We start from the raw sequence: 16,702 nt of genomic DNA, 5'->3' as shown, positions 1-16,702 counted from the left end.
TGGTGTGCATGGTCCCGGGATGGTGTGCATGGTCCCGGGATGGTGTGCATGGTCCCGGGATGGTGTGCATGGTCCCGGGATGGTGTGCATGGTCCCCGTTGGGTGTGCCCAGGTCCCGGTTGGTGTGCGAGGTCCCGGTTGGGTGTCCAGCGTCCCGGATGGGTGTGCATGGTCGCGGGTGGGTGTGCACGGTCCCGGGACGTGGTGGACGGTCGCGGGTGGTGTGCGAGGTCCCGGGCTGGCGTGCACGGTCCCGGATGGGGGTTCGCGGTCCAGAGGGCCTCGGCTGCGGGGCGGGCGTGGTCGTGCAGCGCGGGCGCCGGCTCGGTCGCCCGGGCCCACCCACGGATCGGTCGCGAGAGCCGGAACCCGGATGACCCGGATTCGGTCCGTCGGTATGGGCGCCGTTGCGGCGCCATGGCGCGGCGGCGTTTCGGTCCGGCGGTACGGCCGCCTCTCGGTCCGGCGATACGGCCGCCTCTCGGTCCGGTGGTGCGGCGGCCGGTTTGGAGGCGGGGGCGCTTGTTGGTAACCTGAGTCTTCGCGCGCCCACGGGTGGTGTTCAGCCGTGCGCCGCAACACCTTCCGTAAGTACCCGCACACACCTGATCGAGGCTCTGCTCCGTGGCGAACATCAAGTCCCAGATCAAGCGCAACCGCCAGAACGAGGCTGCGCGACTTCGCAACAAGTCGGTGAAGTCGACCCTCAAGACGGCTGTTCGTCGCTTCCACGAGGCCGTTGAGGCCGGCGAGGCCGAGAAGGCCCAACAGACCGCCCGCACGGCCGGTCGGCTGCTCGACAAGGCCGTCAGCAAGGGCGTCATCCACGCCAACCAGGCGGCGAACCGCAAGTCGGCCATCTTCAAGAAGGCCGCGTCTCTCTGACGCTCGGGCCGCTCCGGCGGCCTGCCGAACGATCGGCCCGTCCCGCGAGGACCGGCCGGTCGTTTTTGCGTGTCCGCAGGCTTGACCTTTGCGGATCCACAGGCTCGAATCACGCGTGAACCGTCGGTTGGAGGGCGTCGTGCGGGTTGTCGTCATCGGTGGCAGTGGTCATATCGGCTCCTTTCTGGTCCCGCGGCTCGTCCGCGCCGGCCACGAGGTCGTCACGATCAGCCGCGGCGCCAGAACGCCGTACGTCGACGCGCCCGAGTGGCAGCAGGTCCGGACGGTGCTCGCCGACCGTCAGCAGGAGGATCGCGACGGCACCTTCGGCGACCGCGTCGCCGAACTGCGGGCCGATGTCGTCGTCGACCTCGTCTGCTTCACGCTCGAGTCGGCGACCGCGCTCGTCGACCGCCTCCGGGGTGAGATCGGGCATCTACTGCACTGCGGATCGATCTGGCGGTACGGTCCGAGCCACAAGCTCCCGATCGCCGAAGGCAGTGACTCGGCCGCGCCGCCGTCCGACGAGTACGGCATCCAGAAGGACCGGATCGCGCGGATGCTCAAGGCCGAGTCCGGGCTGGCCACCACCTCGCTGCACCCGGGTCACATCGTCGGGCCCGGCTGGCATCCGATCGGGCCGCTCGGCAACCTCGACCCCGCCGTATGGCGCACCCTGTCCGCCGGCGAACCCCTCCGGATCCCGGGCCTGGGCACCGAACTGATGAATCATGTCCATGCCGACGACGTCGCCCAGGCCTTCGACCTCGCCATCACTCACCGCGACGCGGCCGCCGGCGAAGACTTCAACGTCGTCGCCCCGACCGCGCTGACGGTCCGCGGGTACGCCGAGATCGCCGCCTCCTGGTTCGGCCACACCGCCGTACTCGAATCCGTCTCGTGGGACGACTTCCGGCACTCGACCGCCCCGGACCACGCCGATGCCAGCTGGGCGCACCTCCACCGCAGCCAGTGCTGCTCCATCGAGAAGGCCAAGTCCCTGCTCGGCTACTCGCCGCGGTACGAGCCCGAAGAAGCCATCCGCGAATCCATCCACTGGCTGACCACCCACAACCAACTCCCGGTAGCCAACCCCCTGCTGACCACCTAGCCTCGCTTGGCACGACCCGTGGCGACCGTAAGGATCCGGGGCGAACCTGGTCTCGCGCCCGACGCGACCGGTCAGCGGCGGCCGTGGGCTCGCGTGATGGTGAGGACCATGCGTTCGAGGGCGTAGCCGGCGTCGCCTGAGGCTCCCTTGACGTCGGCGTCGGCCTGCGCGACCGCCTTGATCGCGGTCGCGAGCCCGCCGGGCGTCCACCCCCGGGACTGCTGCTTGAGCTGCTTGAGCTTCCAGGGCGGTACGCCGACCTCGCGCGCGAGATCCGCCTCGCGCATCCCACTCGGCGCACTCGAGTACTTCGCGAGCCCCCGCAGTCCGCCCGCCATCGCGCTCGTCACCAGCACCGGCGCCACACCGCAGTCCAGCGCCCAGCGCAACTGCTCCAGCGCCGGCTCGGTCCGCCCAGCGATCGCCGCATCCGCGACGGCGAAGCTCGTGACCTCGGCGCGCCCACCGAAATACCGCCCGATGAGCTCGGTGGTCACCGCCTGACCGCCCGAATCCGAGACCAACTGCGAACACGCCCCGGCCAGTGCCCGCAGATCATGCCCGACCGCATCCACCAACGCCGCCGCCGCACCCTCGTCGATCGTGCCGCCGTGCAGCCGGATCTCCCCCGCCACGAACTTCGGCAGCTCCCACGTCTTCGGCGCCGTCGCGACGACCTCGTTGACCGATGCCTTCCGCAACTTGTCGAGGACGCCCTTCCCCTTCTGCCCGCCGGAATGCACCAGCACCACCAGCACGTCCTCCGACGGCGCCCCGGCGTACTCGATCAGATGCGGCGCCATCTCGCTCGGGAGATTCTCCAGCCCGCGCATCACGAGGACGCGCTCCGTGGCGAACAACGACGGCCCGGTCAGCTCCGCGAACACCCCGACGTCCAGCGTCGACGCCTCGAGCTCCGTCACCTCGACCGCACCCTCGCCGGCCGTCGCGCCCTGCGAGCCGGCGGCCTTCGACGCGCCCGCCTTCGACACCGCCGCGATCGCCGACCGCACCGCCCGATCCGCCAGGAACGATTCGGCCCCGGTCACGAGTAGCACATCGCCCAACTTCGGCGCAGAACCTTTACGAGCAGCCACCCGGCCAGCATCCCACGCCCCACCGACAATCCCGGTGCACCCCCACTTAATCCCTGCACGCCCACCCCAAACCGACCAAGATGACCCCATGCCCACCACAAATGCAACCAACACAAACCCGCGCACCACGAACCCGAGCGACACGGCCACGCGTGCCGGCGGGCAGCGGGCTTCCGAGGTGGTCGGGGGTCTGTTGGAGCCTGGCGGGTCGAGTGAGGCTGTCGACGCTCTGGTGCTGGTGGATCTGCAGACTGCGTTCGTCTCAGGCGAGGGCGCCGTACCGGGAGCGGACTCGCTGCTGAAGCGCGTACATGACCTGCTGGATCGCGCCCGAGCCGCGGGCGCCGTCGTCGTACACCTGCAAAACGACGGACCGCCCGGAGCAGACGACGAACCGGGTACGCCGGGCTGGGAGCTGTACCTACCGGTCCAACCCGGCCCACGCGAACACGTGATCCGGAAACCCCGCGACGACGGCTTCGACGGTACGCCGCTCGGCCCGGTCATGGTGTCCGCGGGCGTGCGCTCGATGGCGATCTGCGGCGTGATGTCGGAGATGTGCGTACGCGCCACAGCCGCCACCGCCTTGGCCCGCGGGTACCAGGTCGTTCTCCCGCACGACGCCCACGCGACGTACGACGTACCAGCCGTCCCCGGAATTGCTGACGAGATCCCCGCCCATGTCGCGTCCCGAGTAGCCGCCTGGTCGCTGGGGTCCGACGTCGACAACACCTCCTCCGCCGCCTCCGTCGCCTTCTGAGCCCTGCATGCTCTGGCGGCGCGCTTGTCACCTGGGGATGCTGCTGCCTGGTTGAGGGTGGGTGGTCAGAGACAGGTTGTTGTGGGTGTTGGCGATGGCCAGCGGGCCGCTGGTGACAGTGGTGGCCGTGCGGGTTGAGGTATGGGACAGGAGGTCGAGGGTCCTGGGGGCCGGGTGGCCGTAGTCGTTGTCGCGGCCGGCGGAGATGACGGCGAGCCGTGCTTGGACGGCCGCGATGAAGGTCGGGTCTTGCTGTGCCGAGCCGTGGTGCGGGACTTTCAGGACGTCTGCTTTCAGGTCGGCGCCGGTGGCGACGACGGCACGTTGGGATGCGGGTTCGAGGTCGCCGGTGAGGAGGATCCGGAGGCCGGCGAGCTCGACCATCATGGCGATGCTGGCGTTGTTCTCGGGCGAACCTTCGTCGGTGGCGGTCGCCGACGACGTACCCGGTGCGGGCAACGCCGGTACCCGCGCCGGCCACAGCGTCGTCCAGCGCACCTGTCCCGCCGTACGTTGCTCGCGAAAGGCGACGGTACGGACCGTGACGCGGTGCTGCGCTGCGAGTGCGACCACCCGGTCGTACTCTCGTCTCGGTGAGAAGTACGGTGTCACCTCGATCTCATCGACGCGCCGACCGTCGAGCACGCCCGCGAGACCGCCGACGTGGTCCGCGTGGAAATGACTCAGTACGACGACCGGGATGTGCTGAACATCGAGGTCCTGCAGACATCGATCCATCGCCGCCGGATCCGGCCCGGTGTCGACGACAACCGCCGCACGTGCACCCGCCCGTAGCACCAGACCGTCGCCCTGCCCCACATCGCAGACCACGAACACCCAGTCGCGCGGCGGCCAGCCCAGTGAGCCGACGGGACGCAGTACGACGACGGCCAGGATCGCCACCGCCAGGATCATCGCGATCGGGCGCGCGAGAATGCGATGCAGGCCGAGAACGAGTGCGAGGCAGAGCAGCGTCAGTACGGCGACGCCGACGACTGTTGCAGGCCATGCGTTCGCGGCGCCGGGGAGCTCGGCGCCTTCGCGGGCAACGAGGATGATCCAGCGCGCCGGCCAGCCCGCGGCCCAGCCGACGAGTTGTGCCAGTTCGCTGCTCACGAGGGCGACCCCGGCCGCGGCGAAGCCGAGAATGGTTGCCGGGCCGACCATTGGTCCCGCCAGCAAGTTGGCCGCGACCGCGACCAGCGACACCTCGCCCGAGATCCACGCGACGATCGGCGTACACGCCACCTGAGCGGCCAGCGGGCACGAGATCGCGTCGGCCAGCCAGCCCGGGAGCCACTTGGCCAGCGCCGCTCGCCAGCCGGGGCCGAGCAGGATGATGCCGCCGGTCGCTAGAACCGACAGGGCAAACCCGGGCGAACGCGCGAGCGACGTCTCCAGGAGCAGCAGCACGATCACCGCTGCGGACAAACTTCGTACGGCGCGGCGCTGTCCCGGCCCGCCGGTCATCGCGGCCAACGCGATCAAGCCCATGGCGGCTGCCCGGAGGACGCTTGGTTGTGGTCGTGCGAGCACGACGAAGACGACGACGGTGAGCAAGCCGACCACCGTCAGGCCTCGCGCGCGTACACCGATCAGCCGGGCCAGTGGGAGGAGGAACGCGAGGAGAAGCGTCAGGTTGGTGCCTGACACCGCTGACAGGTGGGTCAGCCCGGTGGTTTGGAAGTCTGCGTTGAGGTCTGCTGATACTCCGGATTCGTCGCCCATGACCAGCGCTGGGACCAGGCCGCGGACGTCGTCGGGCTCGTTCGCGACGGCGTTGCGGAGACCTGCACGGACGCGTTCTGCTGCGCGTAGCCACCATGGCGGACCCTCCAGTGTCTTCGGTGGTGAACGGGTTGAGAGCAGGGCGGACACTTCGGCGCCGTTGTCGGCCTGCTCCAGGCGGCCGGTTGCGTTGATTCGTTGGCCGAATCTGACGTGTTGCCATTGGGCGGTGCCGACGACGAGCACCGGCGTACGGACGCGTGTGTTGGCGAGGTGGTTGCCGGCGCGGATCTCCTCGACGGTTGCTCGGACGACGACGTACGGCGGTCGTCTGCTGGTGGTGCTTTGGCGTAGGGACGGGTCGCTGGTGATCTTGAGTTGGACGGTGACAGTTTTGGAGGTGGTCGCGAGGTCGTGGACCGGGCCTTGGCTGAGTGCCGCGGTGTGTAGGGCGGCGGCGATCGCGAGGCCGCCGACTACGACCAGCGAGCCGACGATCGTCCAGCCTGTTGACTGGGGTTTCGCCAGCCGACGGGCCAAGCCGAGTGGGGTGCGGGCTTCGGGCACGCGGGCTGTCCCGCGTGCGTGGTGGCGGAGTAGCAGAGCGAGGGTTGTGGCGAATACTAGGACAAGGGTGGCTACGAACCAGGCGGCTCTAGGGCTTTGAGCTACCAGAACTGCAGTGGTCAGCCAACCGGCGGCGGCTGGGACGAGCAGGCGTGCGTCCAGTCGGCCGTCGTCGGGGCTCGCTCCGGCCGAGGGGTCTGGCGTCGGTGACAGGCCCGGCGTCGGTGCGAAGTCTGGCGTCGGTGACGGGCCCTGCGTCGGTGCGAAGTCTGGCGTCGGCGAGAAGTCTGGCGTGGGTACGTGGTCAGGGGTGGGCGCGGGGGTGGGATCAGATGCGGACATGGGACTTCAGGGAGTCGAACTTCTTAGGGCCTACCCCCGGGACCTCTTGTAGTTGATCGATGCTCGTGAACGGGCCGTTCTCGGTGCGGTGATCGAGGATGCGTTGGGCCAGCACGGGGCCCACGCCCGGAAGGGCGTCCAACTCCGCAAGGGTGGCGGTGTTGAGGTTTACGGGTGTTGATGGGGCTTTCGTCGGCGGGCCGGTGGTGGACGGCGGTTGCTGGGTGGACGGGGGTTGGGTGGGTTGGCCGACGATGATCTGTTCGCCATCGGTTACCTGGCGGGCGAGATTGAGGGTCGTTAGGTCAACGCCGGGGACAGGGCCGCCGGCCATAGCCAGTACGTCCGCCACTCGGGAGCCGGCGGGGGCTCGGACCAGGCCGGGACGGCGGACCTTTCCGGCCACGTGGACGACCACCTGCGGTTGGGTTGGGGTTGCTGCCGTGCCGGCTGTCTGGGTGTTGCCTGGCTGGTTTACGCCCGGCTGCGTTGCGGGTGGGGACGGTTGCTGGCGTGTGGGTTGGACGACGGGACTGCCTGCGGTCGCGGTGGTTGGTTTGGTTTCCGGTATTGGTTCGGGGCGAGCTCGGAGGAAGGCCCAGGCAGCCCAGGTCAGGCCGAGGACGAGCACGACCGCCAGCACCATGACGTGGCGCGCGCTCAGAGTCCAGCGGGCGTCACGCAAGCGCTCGAGTCGAGGCAACTCTGGGCCTAGGTCGTCGGCACGTGGCGGGTCGGTCAGCCCATACTCTGGGTGGATGGTTTCGGGGGTGGGGTGAGCTGAGCGGAACTGGGTGGGATCGGATTGGTTGGGGGTCCAGCCGCCTCGCACCACTTCGCGCTCCTCAGGGGGATCGGGTTGGGTCGTGAAGATTGGATGGGGGCTCGCGGTGGTTGTGAACTGGGGTGTGGGTGGGGTGAGAAGGTCGGGCCGCGGGTCTGGGGTCGCGGCGAGGCGGGCAAGGGCGCGGGCTCGGCCGGCCGGGTCGGGTGGTGGGGTGCGGCGGAAGACCTTCACGCCCTGAGAAAGTACGAGCTTCGGGCGCGCGGCGAACCGGTACTTCGAGGCTGTGGATTAATCCGCGGGATGGACAGTCGAGCTGGAGTCGCACCGGGACCGAGCATGTCCCGCGATGTACGTCGCGCCGCGCCATCGTCGGATCGCCTCGCTGCATGCCCACCGCTGGCGGGCAGTGTCGCCGGCGGCGGGTTACAGAGCCTGTTGCAGAATCAACGCCCGGTCGAGCTTGGTGGGGGATAGAGCGGCGATATGGCTCGAATCTGCGGCTCAGGTGGAGTAAACCAGCCGCAATCGCTGGAAAAATCACTGCGTTTTGGTGCGGACGGAAACACCCAGATCCAATTTGCAACAGGCTCTACAAGCCGCCAGCGGCGACACAACCCGCCATTCAACGCCGCGGTCGGGCGAGTGGCGCGCGATCCCGCGCCGGGCGGGCAGGGCGGCGGTCGCGCGGGGCTCGGGCGGCGTCGGGTTCGGCTGGTTGAAGGAGGTCGCGGACGGCACTTTGTGCATGGGATCCGTACGTCGAGGGTCGCGGAGTACGGATCTGGTGCACAAAGTCGCGGCGACACCGCTCGGGGCGGGCGGCAGGTGCCGTTGGGGCGGTCAGAGGGGGCTGACCGGTCCGAGGGGTTACCGGTCCGAGAGGTTACCGGTCAGAGAGGGCTACCGGTGCGAGAGGGCTGACCGGTCCGAGAGGGTCACCGGTCAGAGAGAGCTGACCGGTCCGAGAGAGCTGACCGGTCCGAGAGAGCTGACCGGTCAGAGGGGGCTACCGGTCAGAGGGGGCTTACTACTACTGCTAAGAGGCCGGGGCCTACGTGGGCGCCGATGACGGCGCCTACTTCTCGGAGTACTACCTCTTTGGCCTGGGGGATTCGGGTGGTCAGGTCGTCGGCCAGGGTTTGGGCTTTTTCCAGGTTGGCCAGGTGGTGCACGGCCAGTTGGACGGGGGTTTCGCCGGCTCGTTGGACGGCTATGTCGGCGAGACGGGCGATGGCTCGGCTGGAGGTGCGGACCTTTTCCAGTGGGACGATGCGGCCGCCGCTGATGGTGAGGAGTGGTTTGACGGCCAGTGCTGTCCCCAGCAGCGCCTGGGCAGCGCCGATGCGGCCGCCGCGGCGGAGGTATTCGAGGGTGTCGACGTAGAAGTACGAGGAGATCGCCTTCATCCGGGCGCGGGCGGCGGCTTCGACGGCGATCGCGTCTTCGCCGGCGGCTGCGGCGGCGGCCGCGGCGAGGACCGGGAAGCCGAGGCCCATGCCGAGGGAGCGGGAGTCGACCACGTGCACCGGGACCGGGGACTCCTTCGCCCCGATCATGGCTGCCTCGAAGGTGCCGGACATGTCGCCGGAGAGGTGGATAGACACGATCGCTTCAGCTCCGTCGGCGGCGCAGGCGGCGTACGTGTCGGCGAAGGTCTGCGGGGCCGGGCGGCTGGTCGAGACCGGGGTGAACGTCTTGAGCGCTTCCGCGACGGCGTCCGCGGAGGTGGCGCCGTCGTCGTACGACGTCCCGCCGATCACGACCTGGAGCGGTACGACGATGAGCTGGTGGCGGAGCACCTCGTGCGTGGACAGACCGGCCGTGGAGTCGGTGACGACCTGCACGCGGGCTGCCATGAGGCGAGGTTACCGGACGGTTTATGTCGGAGCGCAGTGCCAAACTCCACAAGATGAGGGAGACAGCGGAGGAAGTCACACGGTTGCAGGAGTTGCTCGACGCCTCGTACGGACGGTCGACGGAGCATCTGCGCGGCATCATCACCGGAGACAGGCGGTTGAGCGCCGACGAGTTGGTGCGGGTCCTGACCGGAATGTGCACCCTGAATCTGGCCACCGTCACCGCGCGCGGTGAGCCGCGGATCAGTGCGGTCGACGGGCACTTTCTGCACGGGCGGTGGGTGTTCACCACGGCCGGGTCGGCGGCGAAGGCGCGGCAGCTGCGGGCGCGGCCGGCGGCGAGCATCTCGTACGTCGACGGTGAGCGGATCGGGGTGTTCACGCACGGGAGCGTCAAGTTCCTGACCGCGGACCATCCGGACTTCGCGGAGATCGAGGCGCACCTGACGGCGCACTACGGAAGTTCTCCGTCGAGCTGGGGCGACGACATCGTGTACTGCCGCCTCGAGCCGACCTGGATGGTCGGCTACGCCGCAGACAAGGCCGCACTCCTATAGGCCCCAGCGGTCCGGGGACACCGCGACCCGACCCCGTCACCGCCACCGTCACGGCCACCGCCACCGCCACCGCCACCGCCACCGCCACCGTCACGGCCACCGCCACCGCCACCGACACCGACACCGCCACGGTCGCCATCACCGCCACACAGCGAGCCCGGAAACGCCAGCGAGGTGAAGGCCACCCCTCCCGGGCCTTCACCTCGCTTCCTGGTTGTGCCGGGCTACTGACGTCCCCTGTGCGTCAACAGCCCGGCTCGTCGTGCTGACTCCCCCTGGTTGTCAGCTGAAATCGTGTGGGACCCCGGCGAACTACTCCCCGTTTCCGGCTCGCGCGGAGCCGGCCTGACCGCGAGTCCACCGAGGTCCCGGGAGGTCCCAGCGGCCGGCCCGCCGGCGGATGACCAAATCCGCCGGTTGTTCGGTGCCTGCCGGGTCGTGACACTCGTCCCCTGTTTCGTGTGCCCGACCTGGTGCTGGGACCCCGCCCCGGAAGCAGTGCCCTGACGGTGCGCCGCGCCCGGTACAGGCAGAACAGGTCCGCAGTCCGCAGCACTCCGGAGCTCTCGGTCGCCGGCCGGCGCCCCCACCGAGCCGGTGCCGGAGGCCCTCCGCGTCGCCGGCACCGGGCCGGGCAGTCGGGTGGTGTCCCATCGCCTCTTCATGGTCCACCGCCTTTCGCTGCCGGTCGCCGCTGTCGGTCTCTGCTTCGTGGAACCTGCCCTACGGCTGTAATTCTTCGTGCGACAGCCATGTCAGGACGAGGCAGAACAACCGGCAGTTACCCGGCAGCTTCAGCGGATCGGCGTCACGAAAGCGCGGTGAGTACGTCGTGGGCCAGCCGCTGCACCGCGGCCGCCGCATCGGGCTCCGGCCACCCGGCCGCGACCGATGCGCTCTCGCACGACTCCTGCAGGACGCCCCAGGCCGTCGGCAGCATCGGCGGGTCCATCGACTCCTGCCATGCGAGCAGCTCCCCGCAGACAGCGTCCCCAGCCTCCGAACGGCCGAGGGCATGCAGCACCGCCACAGCTTCGGGCAGTACTTCGAGCAGGTAGACGACCCGCCCCTCGAGCAGCATCCGGTTCAGTGCTTCGAGGATCGTCATGCGTGCCTGCTCGATCTCACCGGCCTCACGGGCGAGCCGGGATCGGTACAGCATCACCAGGTAGTCGAAGTACCCACGGTGCCCGCGGATGTCCGCCTCGGCCTCGTCGAGCAGTGCGCGCGCCGCGTCGTACCGGCCCTCGTGGTACTCGACCATGGCGAGGCAGCCGGCAACCTTGGTGCGCTCGGGGTCGTCCGATGCCTGGCTGTCGCGGGCGAGCTCCGCCCAATGGCGTGCGCTGGCCAGGTTCCCCAGCTCGAGCTCCACGCGGCTGAGCGCCATGTACGCGATCTCGTCGGGGTAGACACCCGGGTTGACCAGAGCGGCCTCCCAGGCGAGCAGCAGCTCCTTGGCCTCCTCCAGCCGTCCCCACCGCAGCAGCGCCAGTCCACAGGTCGCCTGGACCGTGGCAGAGCGCTGTACGTCGTCGTGCTTGCGGGCGTCCGCCACCAGCGCCGGAATCTCGGCCAGACTCTGTGTGTCGAGCAGATGCGAGCCCGAGGACACCCAGCCGCCACGAGCGAGCAGGCCCATCTCGGTCTCGCCCGGAATCCGTGTCCGCGCCTCGCCGTAGTACCGGCGCGCGCCTCGGATGTCACCGGTCAGGTTGGACAACCGGCCCGCGATGGCGAGCAGCCGACCACTCGTCTCCTTGTCGGCAACGTTCTCGGCGCACAGCGTCGCCCACCGGATCCCGCTCTCGGCCACACTCGCCTGGTACTGCCAGGCGATCCGGAAGCCGAGCACGATCCGCGCCGCCGTGTCCCAGTCCCCCAGCTCGGCAGCCCGGGTCAACGCGACCTCGAAGACCGCCGAGTTGGCGTGTGCTGCGCGGTACCGCCGGTCGCGGTCCGGCGACGACCACGCGCCCTCCAGCCCGGACACGTACGTCGCACACCATGCGACCGCACGGTCCCGGAACTCGGTCAGATCGTCCTGCGCCGACAGCCCGGCGTACGCGTGCTCGCGAATCGTTTCCAGCAGCTTGTAGCGCGCACCGTACAGCTGCTCGAACTCGTGCACCGGCTGCAGCAGCGACTTCTCCACCAGCTCGGCCAGCAGCATCGGTACGTCGAGCTCGTCGATCGGATCGCCTGTACAGACGCCCGCGACGGCGTCCAGCGTGAACGGCGACCCGAGCACCGATGCCCGGTACAGCAACTGCCGCGCCGCGTCCGACAACGCGTCGACGCTCCACGCGATCGTGTCCGCCAGCGTCCGCTGATGCGGCGCACCGAAGCGCCGTGGCCCCGACAGCAACCGGAAACGGTCGTCGAGCGCCGCCAGGATCGTCTCGACCGACAACGAACCGGCGCGCGCGGCGGCAAGCTCCAGCGCGAGCGGCAACCCGTCCAGCCGTCGGCACAGCCGCGCGACGGTCGGCGCGTTCGCCGGGCTCAGCTCGAAGCCGGGCCGCACCCGCGCCACCCGGCGGCAGAACATCTCGACCGCCGGCGACGCCGCGATCTCCTCGAAACTCTCGTCGTTGACCGGTACGTCGAGCACCTGGACGCGCCGTACGACCTCGTCCGGCAGCCCGAGCGGGATCCGCGACGTGACGAGCACGCCGACACCTGGGAAGCTCCGCACCATCCGGTTGGCAACCGTGGCGACGCCGTCGAGAACATGCTCGGCGTTGTCCTCGACGATCACCAGGTCACCGGGCCGGCGTCCGGACAGCACGTCGTCGAGGTCCGACGTACCAGGGGCGGTGCCGAAGGCGTCAAGAATCGCGGACGGTACGGCGGCGTCGCGCTGGACCGTGGTGAGGTCGACGACCACGACGGTGGTGTCAGCACCGGAGAACCGGTCCGCCGCGGCCAGCGCCAGCTCAGTCTTGCCGACCCCGCCGGGGCCGACGAGCGTGACGAGCCGGTTCTGCCGCAGCAACGACTCGAGCTCGGTCAGCTCCTGGTCGCGACCGACGAGCCCGTCCGGGATCGGACGCGTGCCACGCCACCGCAGCCCGGTCGTGGCGGCATCCGCCACGGACACGACCGGAGCGGCAGCAGCGGTCGGCCGTACGACGGGACGCGCCGAGCCGTGCCCTGCCGCGGCGAGGAACGCCGCCGCATCGCCGTCGCGCAGATCCAGCGCGGTGGCCAGCAGCCGGACGGAGTCCTTCCGCGGCCGCGCCACCCGGCCGGCCTCCATCTCGCGGATCGACCGGACGCTCAGCCCGGCCCGATCGGCCAGCTCTTCCTGGGACAGTCCGGCCTGGACCCTCAAGTCGAGCAACAGATCGGCGAATCCTCGCCGACCGCCCGCCCGGCTTTCCGCGTCCGACACAGCCCGTCACCCCTCTGAAGGCCCCTCGTCCTCCGCACAACATAGCGTGACGAGCGTGTCGTTGCGGGACCGGATCGGCGTGCGGGATGCGTCCTGGGTCACACAATTCGTTGACCGAGGCAACAGAAAAGACGAATGTGCACGTGCACAAATACAACGCTCAAGCAGTCGCCCGGACCGATTCCGGCGCATTGCCGACGGCATACTCAGCGGCATACTCAGCGGCATACTCAGCGGCATACTCAGGGCCGTAGTCAGGAGCGTAGAGAGAAAGCACCTCGGCCCAGTCGTCGAGCCGGGCGCGGGCGTCGGCACGACCGGAGTCCGCATTCAGCAGGCTGCCGGCGGAAATGCCCTGCGTGGCGCGAACCAGGAGCTCAGCGGTGACGTCGCGGAGCGTGTCGAAAGCAGCCATGCGGCTATTCAAGACCAGGCGTGTTTCGCACACGTAACGCGACCACCAACATCACGATAAGTCACCAAAATCCCCCAAATGCCTTTCTCAGGTGATCTTTTAACCGGGCAGCCAGGAAAGCCGGACCTGGCGCCGGGGATTGTCGACGTTGGTGTCGACCAGACAGATCGACTGCCAGGTCCCGAGCATGATCCGGCCGTCGAGCACCGGGATCGTGGCATGCGGCGGCACGAAAGCCGGCAGCACGTGATCCCGCCCGTGCCCGGGCGACCCGTGCCGGTGCCGCCAGGAGAAGTCGCGCGGCAGCAGCTCCTCGAGCACCGCGAGCAGGTCGGTGTCGCTGCCCGCGCCGGTCTCCAGGATCGCGATCCCGGCAGTCGCATGCGGAACGAAGACGTGGAGCAGCCCGTCGCCCTGGGCCTGATGGGCCTCAGCGGCGACGAACTGCTCACACCTGCTGGTCAGGTCGAAGACGACCTCGGAAGTCCCGGTCGGGACGTCGATGAGCTCGGAACGCATCTCGCCAGCGTGTCAGGCCGGGACGATGTTGACCAGCTTCGGCGCTCGGACGATGACCTTGCGGGTCCCGCGCCCGTCCAGGGCCTTCTGGACCGCCTCGGAGTCCAGCGCCAGCCGCTCCAGGTCGGCATCGGAGATGTCCGGCGCGACCTCCAGCCGGTCCTTCACCTTGCCGGCGACCTGAACGACGCAGGTGACCGACTCCTGCACCAGCAGTGCCGGGTCGACCGTCGGCCAGCCGGCCTTGGCGACGGTCGGCTCGTGACCCAGCTCGGCCCACATGTCCTCGGCTGTGTACGGCGCGACCAGGCTCAGCAGGATCGCGACCGTCTCGACCGCCTCGCGGACCGCCGGGTCGGCCGCACCGGGACCGGAGTCGACCGCCTTGCGGGTCGCGTTCACCAGCTCCATGATCCGGGCGACCATCACGTTGAACCGGTGCGAGTCGATCAGCTCGGCCGCGTCGGCCACCGTGCGGTGGGTCACCTTGCGCAGGGCGATGTCACCGGTCGCCGGGTCGGCGCCGACCGGTGACTCGACCGCACCGGCCAGTCGCCAGGCCCGCTGCAGGAACTTCAGCGAGCCACCCGGCGACATGTCGGCCCAGTCGATGTCATCCGCCGGCGGTCCGGCGAACACCATGGTCAGCCGGACGGCGTCGACGCCGTACTCGTCGATCTGGTCGCCCAGGTTGACGCCGTTGCCCAGCGACTTGCTCATCGCCTTGCCCTTGTTGATCACCTGGCCCTGATTCAGCAGCCGGGTGAAGGGCTCGACGGCCGTCAGCATGCCCATGTCGTGCAGCGCCTTGACGAAGAACCGCGCGTACAGCAGATGCAGTACGGCGTGCTCCTTGCCGCCGACGTACTGGAACACCGGCATCCACCGCTCGGCCGCAGCCTGGTCGAACGGGCCCTCGGTGTACTCCGGAGACAGGTAGCGCAGGAAGTACCACGACGAATCGACGAACGTGTCCATCGTGTCGGTGTCGCGCTCGGCCGGGCCACCGCACTTCGGGCACTCCACCTCGACCCACTCGCGAGCCGCAGCCAGCGGCGAGACGCCCTTCGGCGCCAGGTCGGCGCCGCGCAGGTCCGGCAGCTCCATCGGCAGCTGGTCGTCCGGTACCGGGACCTCGCCGCAGGACGGGCAGTGGATGATCGGGATCGGGCAGCCCCAGTAGCGCTGCCGGCTCAGCAGCCAGTCGCGCAGCCGGTAGTTGATCGTCCGCTCCCCCAGGCCCTTGCTCTCCAGCCAGTCGATGATCCGCGCCTTGGCCTCGTCGACGTCCAGGCCGTTCAGGTCGATCTCGTCGTTCGCGCTGTTGATCGCCGGGCCGTCACCGGTGTACGCCTTACCGTCGAAGTCCTCCGGCGGCTGCACGGTCCGCACGATCGGCAGGTCGAACTTCTCCGCGAACTCCCAGTCCCGGGTGTCCTGTCCGGGCACGGCCATGATCGCGCCGGTGCCGTAGTCGGCCAGCACGTAGTCGGCCGCCCAGATCGGGATCCGCTGCCCGGTCACCGGGTTGATCGCGTACGACCCCAGGAACACGCCGGTCTTCTCGCGCTCGGTGCTCTGGCGCTCGATCTCGGTGGTCGCCTTGACCTTGGTCAGGTACTCGTCGAAGGCGGCCTGCTGCTCCGGCGTGACCAGCTCGGCGGCCAGCTTCGCGTCCGGCGCGACCACCATGAAGGTGGCGCCGAACAGCGTGTCCGGGCGGGTGGTGAAGACCCGGATCGGCTCGTCGCGGCCCTCGACCTTGAAGTCGGCGAAGGCGCCCTCGGAGCGGCCGATCCAGTTCCGCTGCATCAGCAGGATCTCCTCCGGCCACTGCAGCTGGTCCATGTCGTCCAGCAGCCGCTGCGCGTAGTCGGTGGTCTTGAAGTACCACTGGGTCAGCTCGCGCTTGGTGACCTCGTGCCCGCACCGCTCACACCGGCCCTGCACGACCTGCTCGTTGGCCAGCACGGTCTGGTCGTTCGGGCACCAGTTGACGTACGACGCCTTCCGGTACGCCAGGCCGCGCTCGTACAGCCGGACGAACAGCCACTGCGTCCAGCGGTAGTACTCCGGGTCGGACGTGTGCAGCCGGCGCGACCAGTCGAAGCTCATCGCGTAGCGCCGGATCGACTCGGCCTGCGTCTCGATGTTGGCGTAGGTGTACGTCGCGGGGTGCTCGTTGCGCTTGATCGCGGCGTTCTCCGCGGGCAGGCCGAACGAGTCCCAGCCGATCGGGTTCAGGACGTCGTACCCCCGCTGGAACCAGTAGCGGGCCAGCACGTCGTGCAGCGCGAACACCTCGGCGTGGCCCATGTGCAGGTCGCCGGAGGGGTAGCAGAACATCGTGAGCGCGTACCGGCGCTCCGCCGAGCCGTCGTCCTTCGCCCTGAACGGGTCCAGCTTCTCCCACACCGGGCGCCACTTCGCCTGCATGGCGTTGAAGTCGTAGCCGCCCCGGTCGATCGAGGCGTCGTCTACCTGCTCGCTCACGGTCCTACTCCTGCTTCGTGGTCTGTTGAGCCCAAATCTGCCAGAAATGAAAAATCCCCTCACACAGGAGGGGGGTGCCGTACCGACCGGCGCTCGGCGCCTGGATGCCAGTACGGCTAGGTAAGGAGCAGGCTCACTCGCATGCGACCAGGATAACACCGGGGCCGCGACCGACCGGACCGACCATC

At 69.2% G+C, this 16,702-nt stretch carries 12 protein-coding genes; 4 read left to right on the top strand and 8 right to left on the bottom strand.

Going from position 1 to position 16,702, the window contains the following annotated elements; genetic code table 11:
• Positions 1-624 precede the first annotated feature (624 nt).
• Complete coding sequence (gene rpsT / locus AB0B82_RS16660) at positions 625-885, top strand: 30S ribosomal protein S20 (protein ID WP_360168295.1); 261 nt, start codon at positions 625-627, stop codon at positions 883-885.
• A gap of 115 nt (positions 886-1,000) precedes the next feature.
• The gene (locus tag AB0B82_RS16655; RefSeq protein ID WP_360168292.1) at positions 1,001-1,996 is read left to right on the top strand and encodes an NAD(P)-dependent oxidoreductase; all 996 of its coding nucleotides are present in this window, start codon (positions 1,001-1,003) and stop codon (positions 1,994-1,996) included.
• A 71-nt stretch (positions 1,997-2,067) separates the two neighbouring features.
• Here AB0B82_RS16655 and holA read toward each other — a convergent pair whose 3' ends face one another.
• Positions 2,068-3,045, bottom strand: coding sequence for a DNA polymerase III subunit delta (gene holA, locus AB0B82_RS16650; protein ID WP_360168289.1), 978 nt, complete (start codon positions 3,043-3,045; stop codon positions 2,068-2,070).
• Between the two features lie 286 nt (positions 3,046-3,331).
• Between holA and AB0B82_RS16645 the strand changes: the two genes are divergently transcribed.
• On the top strand, positions 3,332-3,853 hold the full coding sequence (locus AB0B82_RS16645; RefSeq protein WP_360168286.1) for an isochorismatase family protein: 522 nt from the start codon (positions 3,332-3,334) through the stop codon (positions 3,851-3,853).
• Positions 3,854-3,880: 27 nt separating this feature from the next.
• On the opposite strand, the gene AB0B82_RS16640 is transcribed toward AB0B82_RS16645, so the two are convergent.
• The 3 genes from AB0B82_RS16640 to AB0B82_RS16630 all read right to left on the bottom strand — a co-directional run bounded on the left by AB0B82_RS16640 (position 3,881) and on the right by AB0B82_RS16630 (position 9,133).
• Positions 3,881-6,148 (bottom strand): ComEC/Rec2 family competence protein, encoded by a 2,268-nt coding sequence (locus AB0B82_RS16640; RefSeq protein ID WP_360168283.1) that lies wholly within the window; start codon positions 6,146-6,148, stop codon positions 3,881-3,883.
• 328 nt (positions 6,149-6,476) lie between these two features.
• Complete coding sequence (locus AB0B82_RS16635) at positions 6,477-7,136, bottom strand: helix-hairpin-helix domain-containing protein (protein WP_360168343.1); 660 nt, start codon at positions 7,134-7,136, stop codon at positions 6,477-6,479.
• Positions 7,137-8,290: 1,154 nt separating this feature from the next.
• The gene (locus tag AB0B82_RS16630) at positions 8,291-9,133 is read right to left on the bottom strand and encodes a DegV family protein (RefSeq protein ID WP_360168280.1); all 843 of its coding nucleotides are present in this window, start codon (positions 9,131-9,133) and stop codon (positions 8,291-8,293) included.
• A 53-nt stretch (positions 9,134-9,186) separates the two neighbouring features.
• On the opposite strand from AB0B82_RS16630, the gene AB0B82_RS16625 reads away from it, so the two are divergent.
• Entirely contained in the window at positions 9,187-9,690 is a 504-nt protein-coding gene (locus AB0B82_RS16625; RefSeq protein ID WP_360168277.1) for a pyridoxamine 5'-phosphate oxidase family protein, read from the top strand.
• 808 nt (positions 9,691-10,498) lie between these two features.
• On the opposite strand, the gene AB0B82_RS16620 is transcribed toward AB0B82_RS16625, so the two are convergent.
• The 4 genes from AB0B82_RS16620 to leuS form a co-directional block, all read right to left on the bottom strand.
• The gene (locus tag AB0B82_RS16620) at positions 10,499-13,036 is read right to left on the bottom strand and encodes a helix-turn-helix domain-containing protein (RefSeq protein WP_360168274.1); all 2,538 of its coding nucleotides are present in this window, start codon (positions 13,034-13,036) and stop codon (positions 10,499-10,501) included.
• A 211-nt stretch (positions 13,037-13,247) separates the two neighbouring features.
• Positions 13,248-13,502: a hypothetical protein gene (locus tag AB0B82_RS16615; protein ID WP_360168271.1), complete on the bottom strand. Its 255-nt coding sequence runs from the start codon at positions 13,500-13,502 to the stop codon at positions 13,248-13,250.
• A gap of 99 nt (positions 13,503-13,601) precedes the next feature.
• The gene (locus tag AB0B82_RS16610; RefSeq protein WP_360168268.1) at positions 13,602-14,021 is read right to left on the bottom strand and encodes a YjbQ family protein; all 420 of its coding nucleotides are present in this window, start codon (positions 14,019-14,021) and stop codon (positions 13,602-13,604) included.
• Between the two features lie 12 nt (positions 14,022-14,033).
• A complete protein-coding gene (gene leuS, locus AB0B82_RS16605; RefSeq protein ID WP_360168265.1) occupies positions 14,034-16,514 on the bottom strand; it encodes a leucine--tRNA ligase in 2,481 nt (826 codons plus the stop codon).
• Positions 16,515-16,702 lie beyond the last annotated feature (188 nt).

Origin of the sequence: Kribbella sp. NPDC048915 (genome assembly GCF_040649595.1) — a bacterium.
Taxonomy (GTDB): domain Bacteria; phylum Actinomycetota; class Actinomycetes; order Propionibacteriales; family Kribbellaceae; genus Kribbella.
Note: the sequence above shows the minus strand (reverse complement) of the source record. Positions and strands in the feature narration are given on the sequence as shown.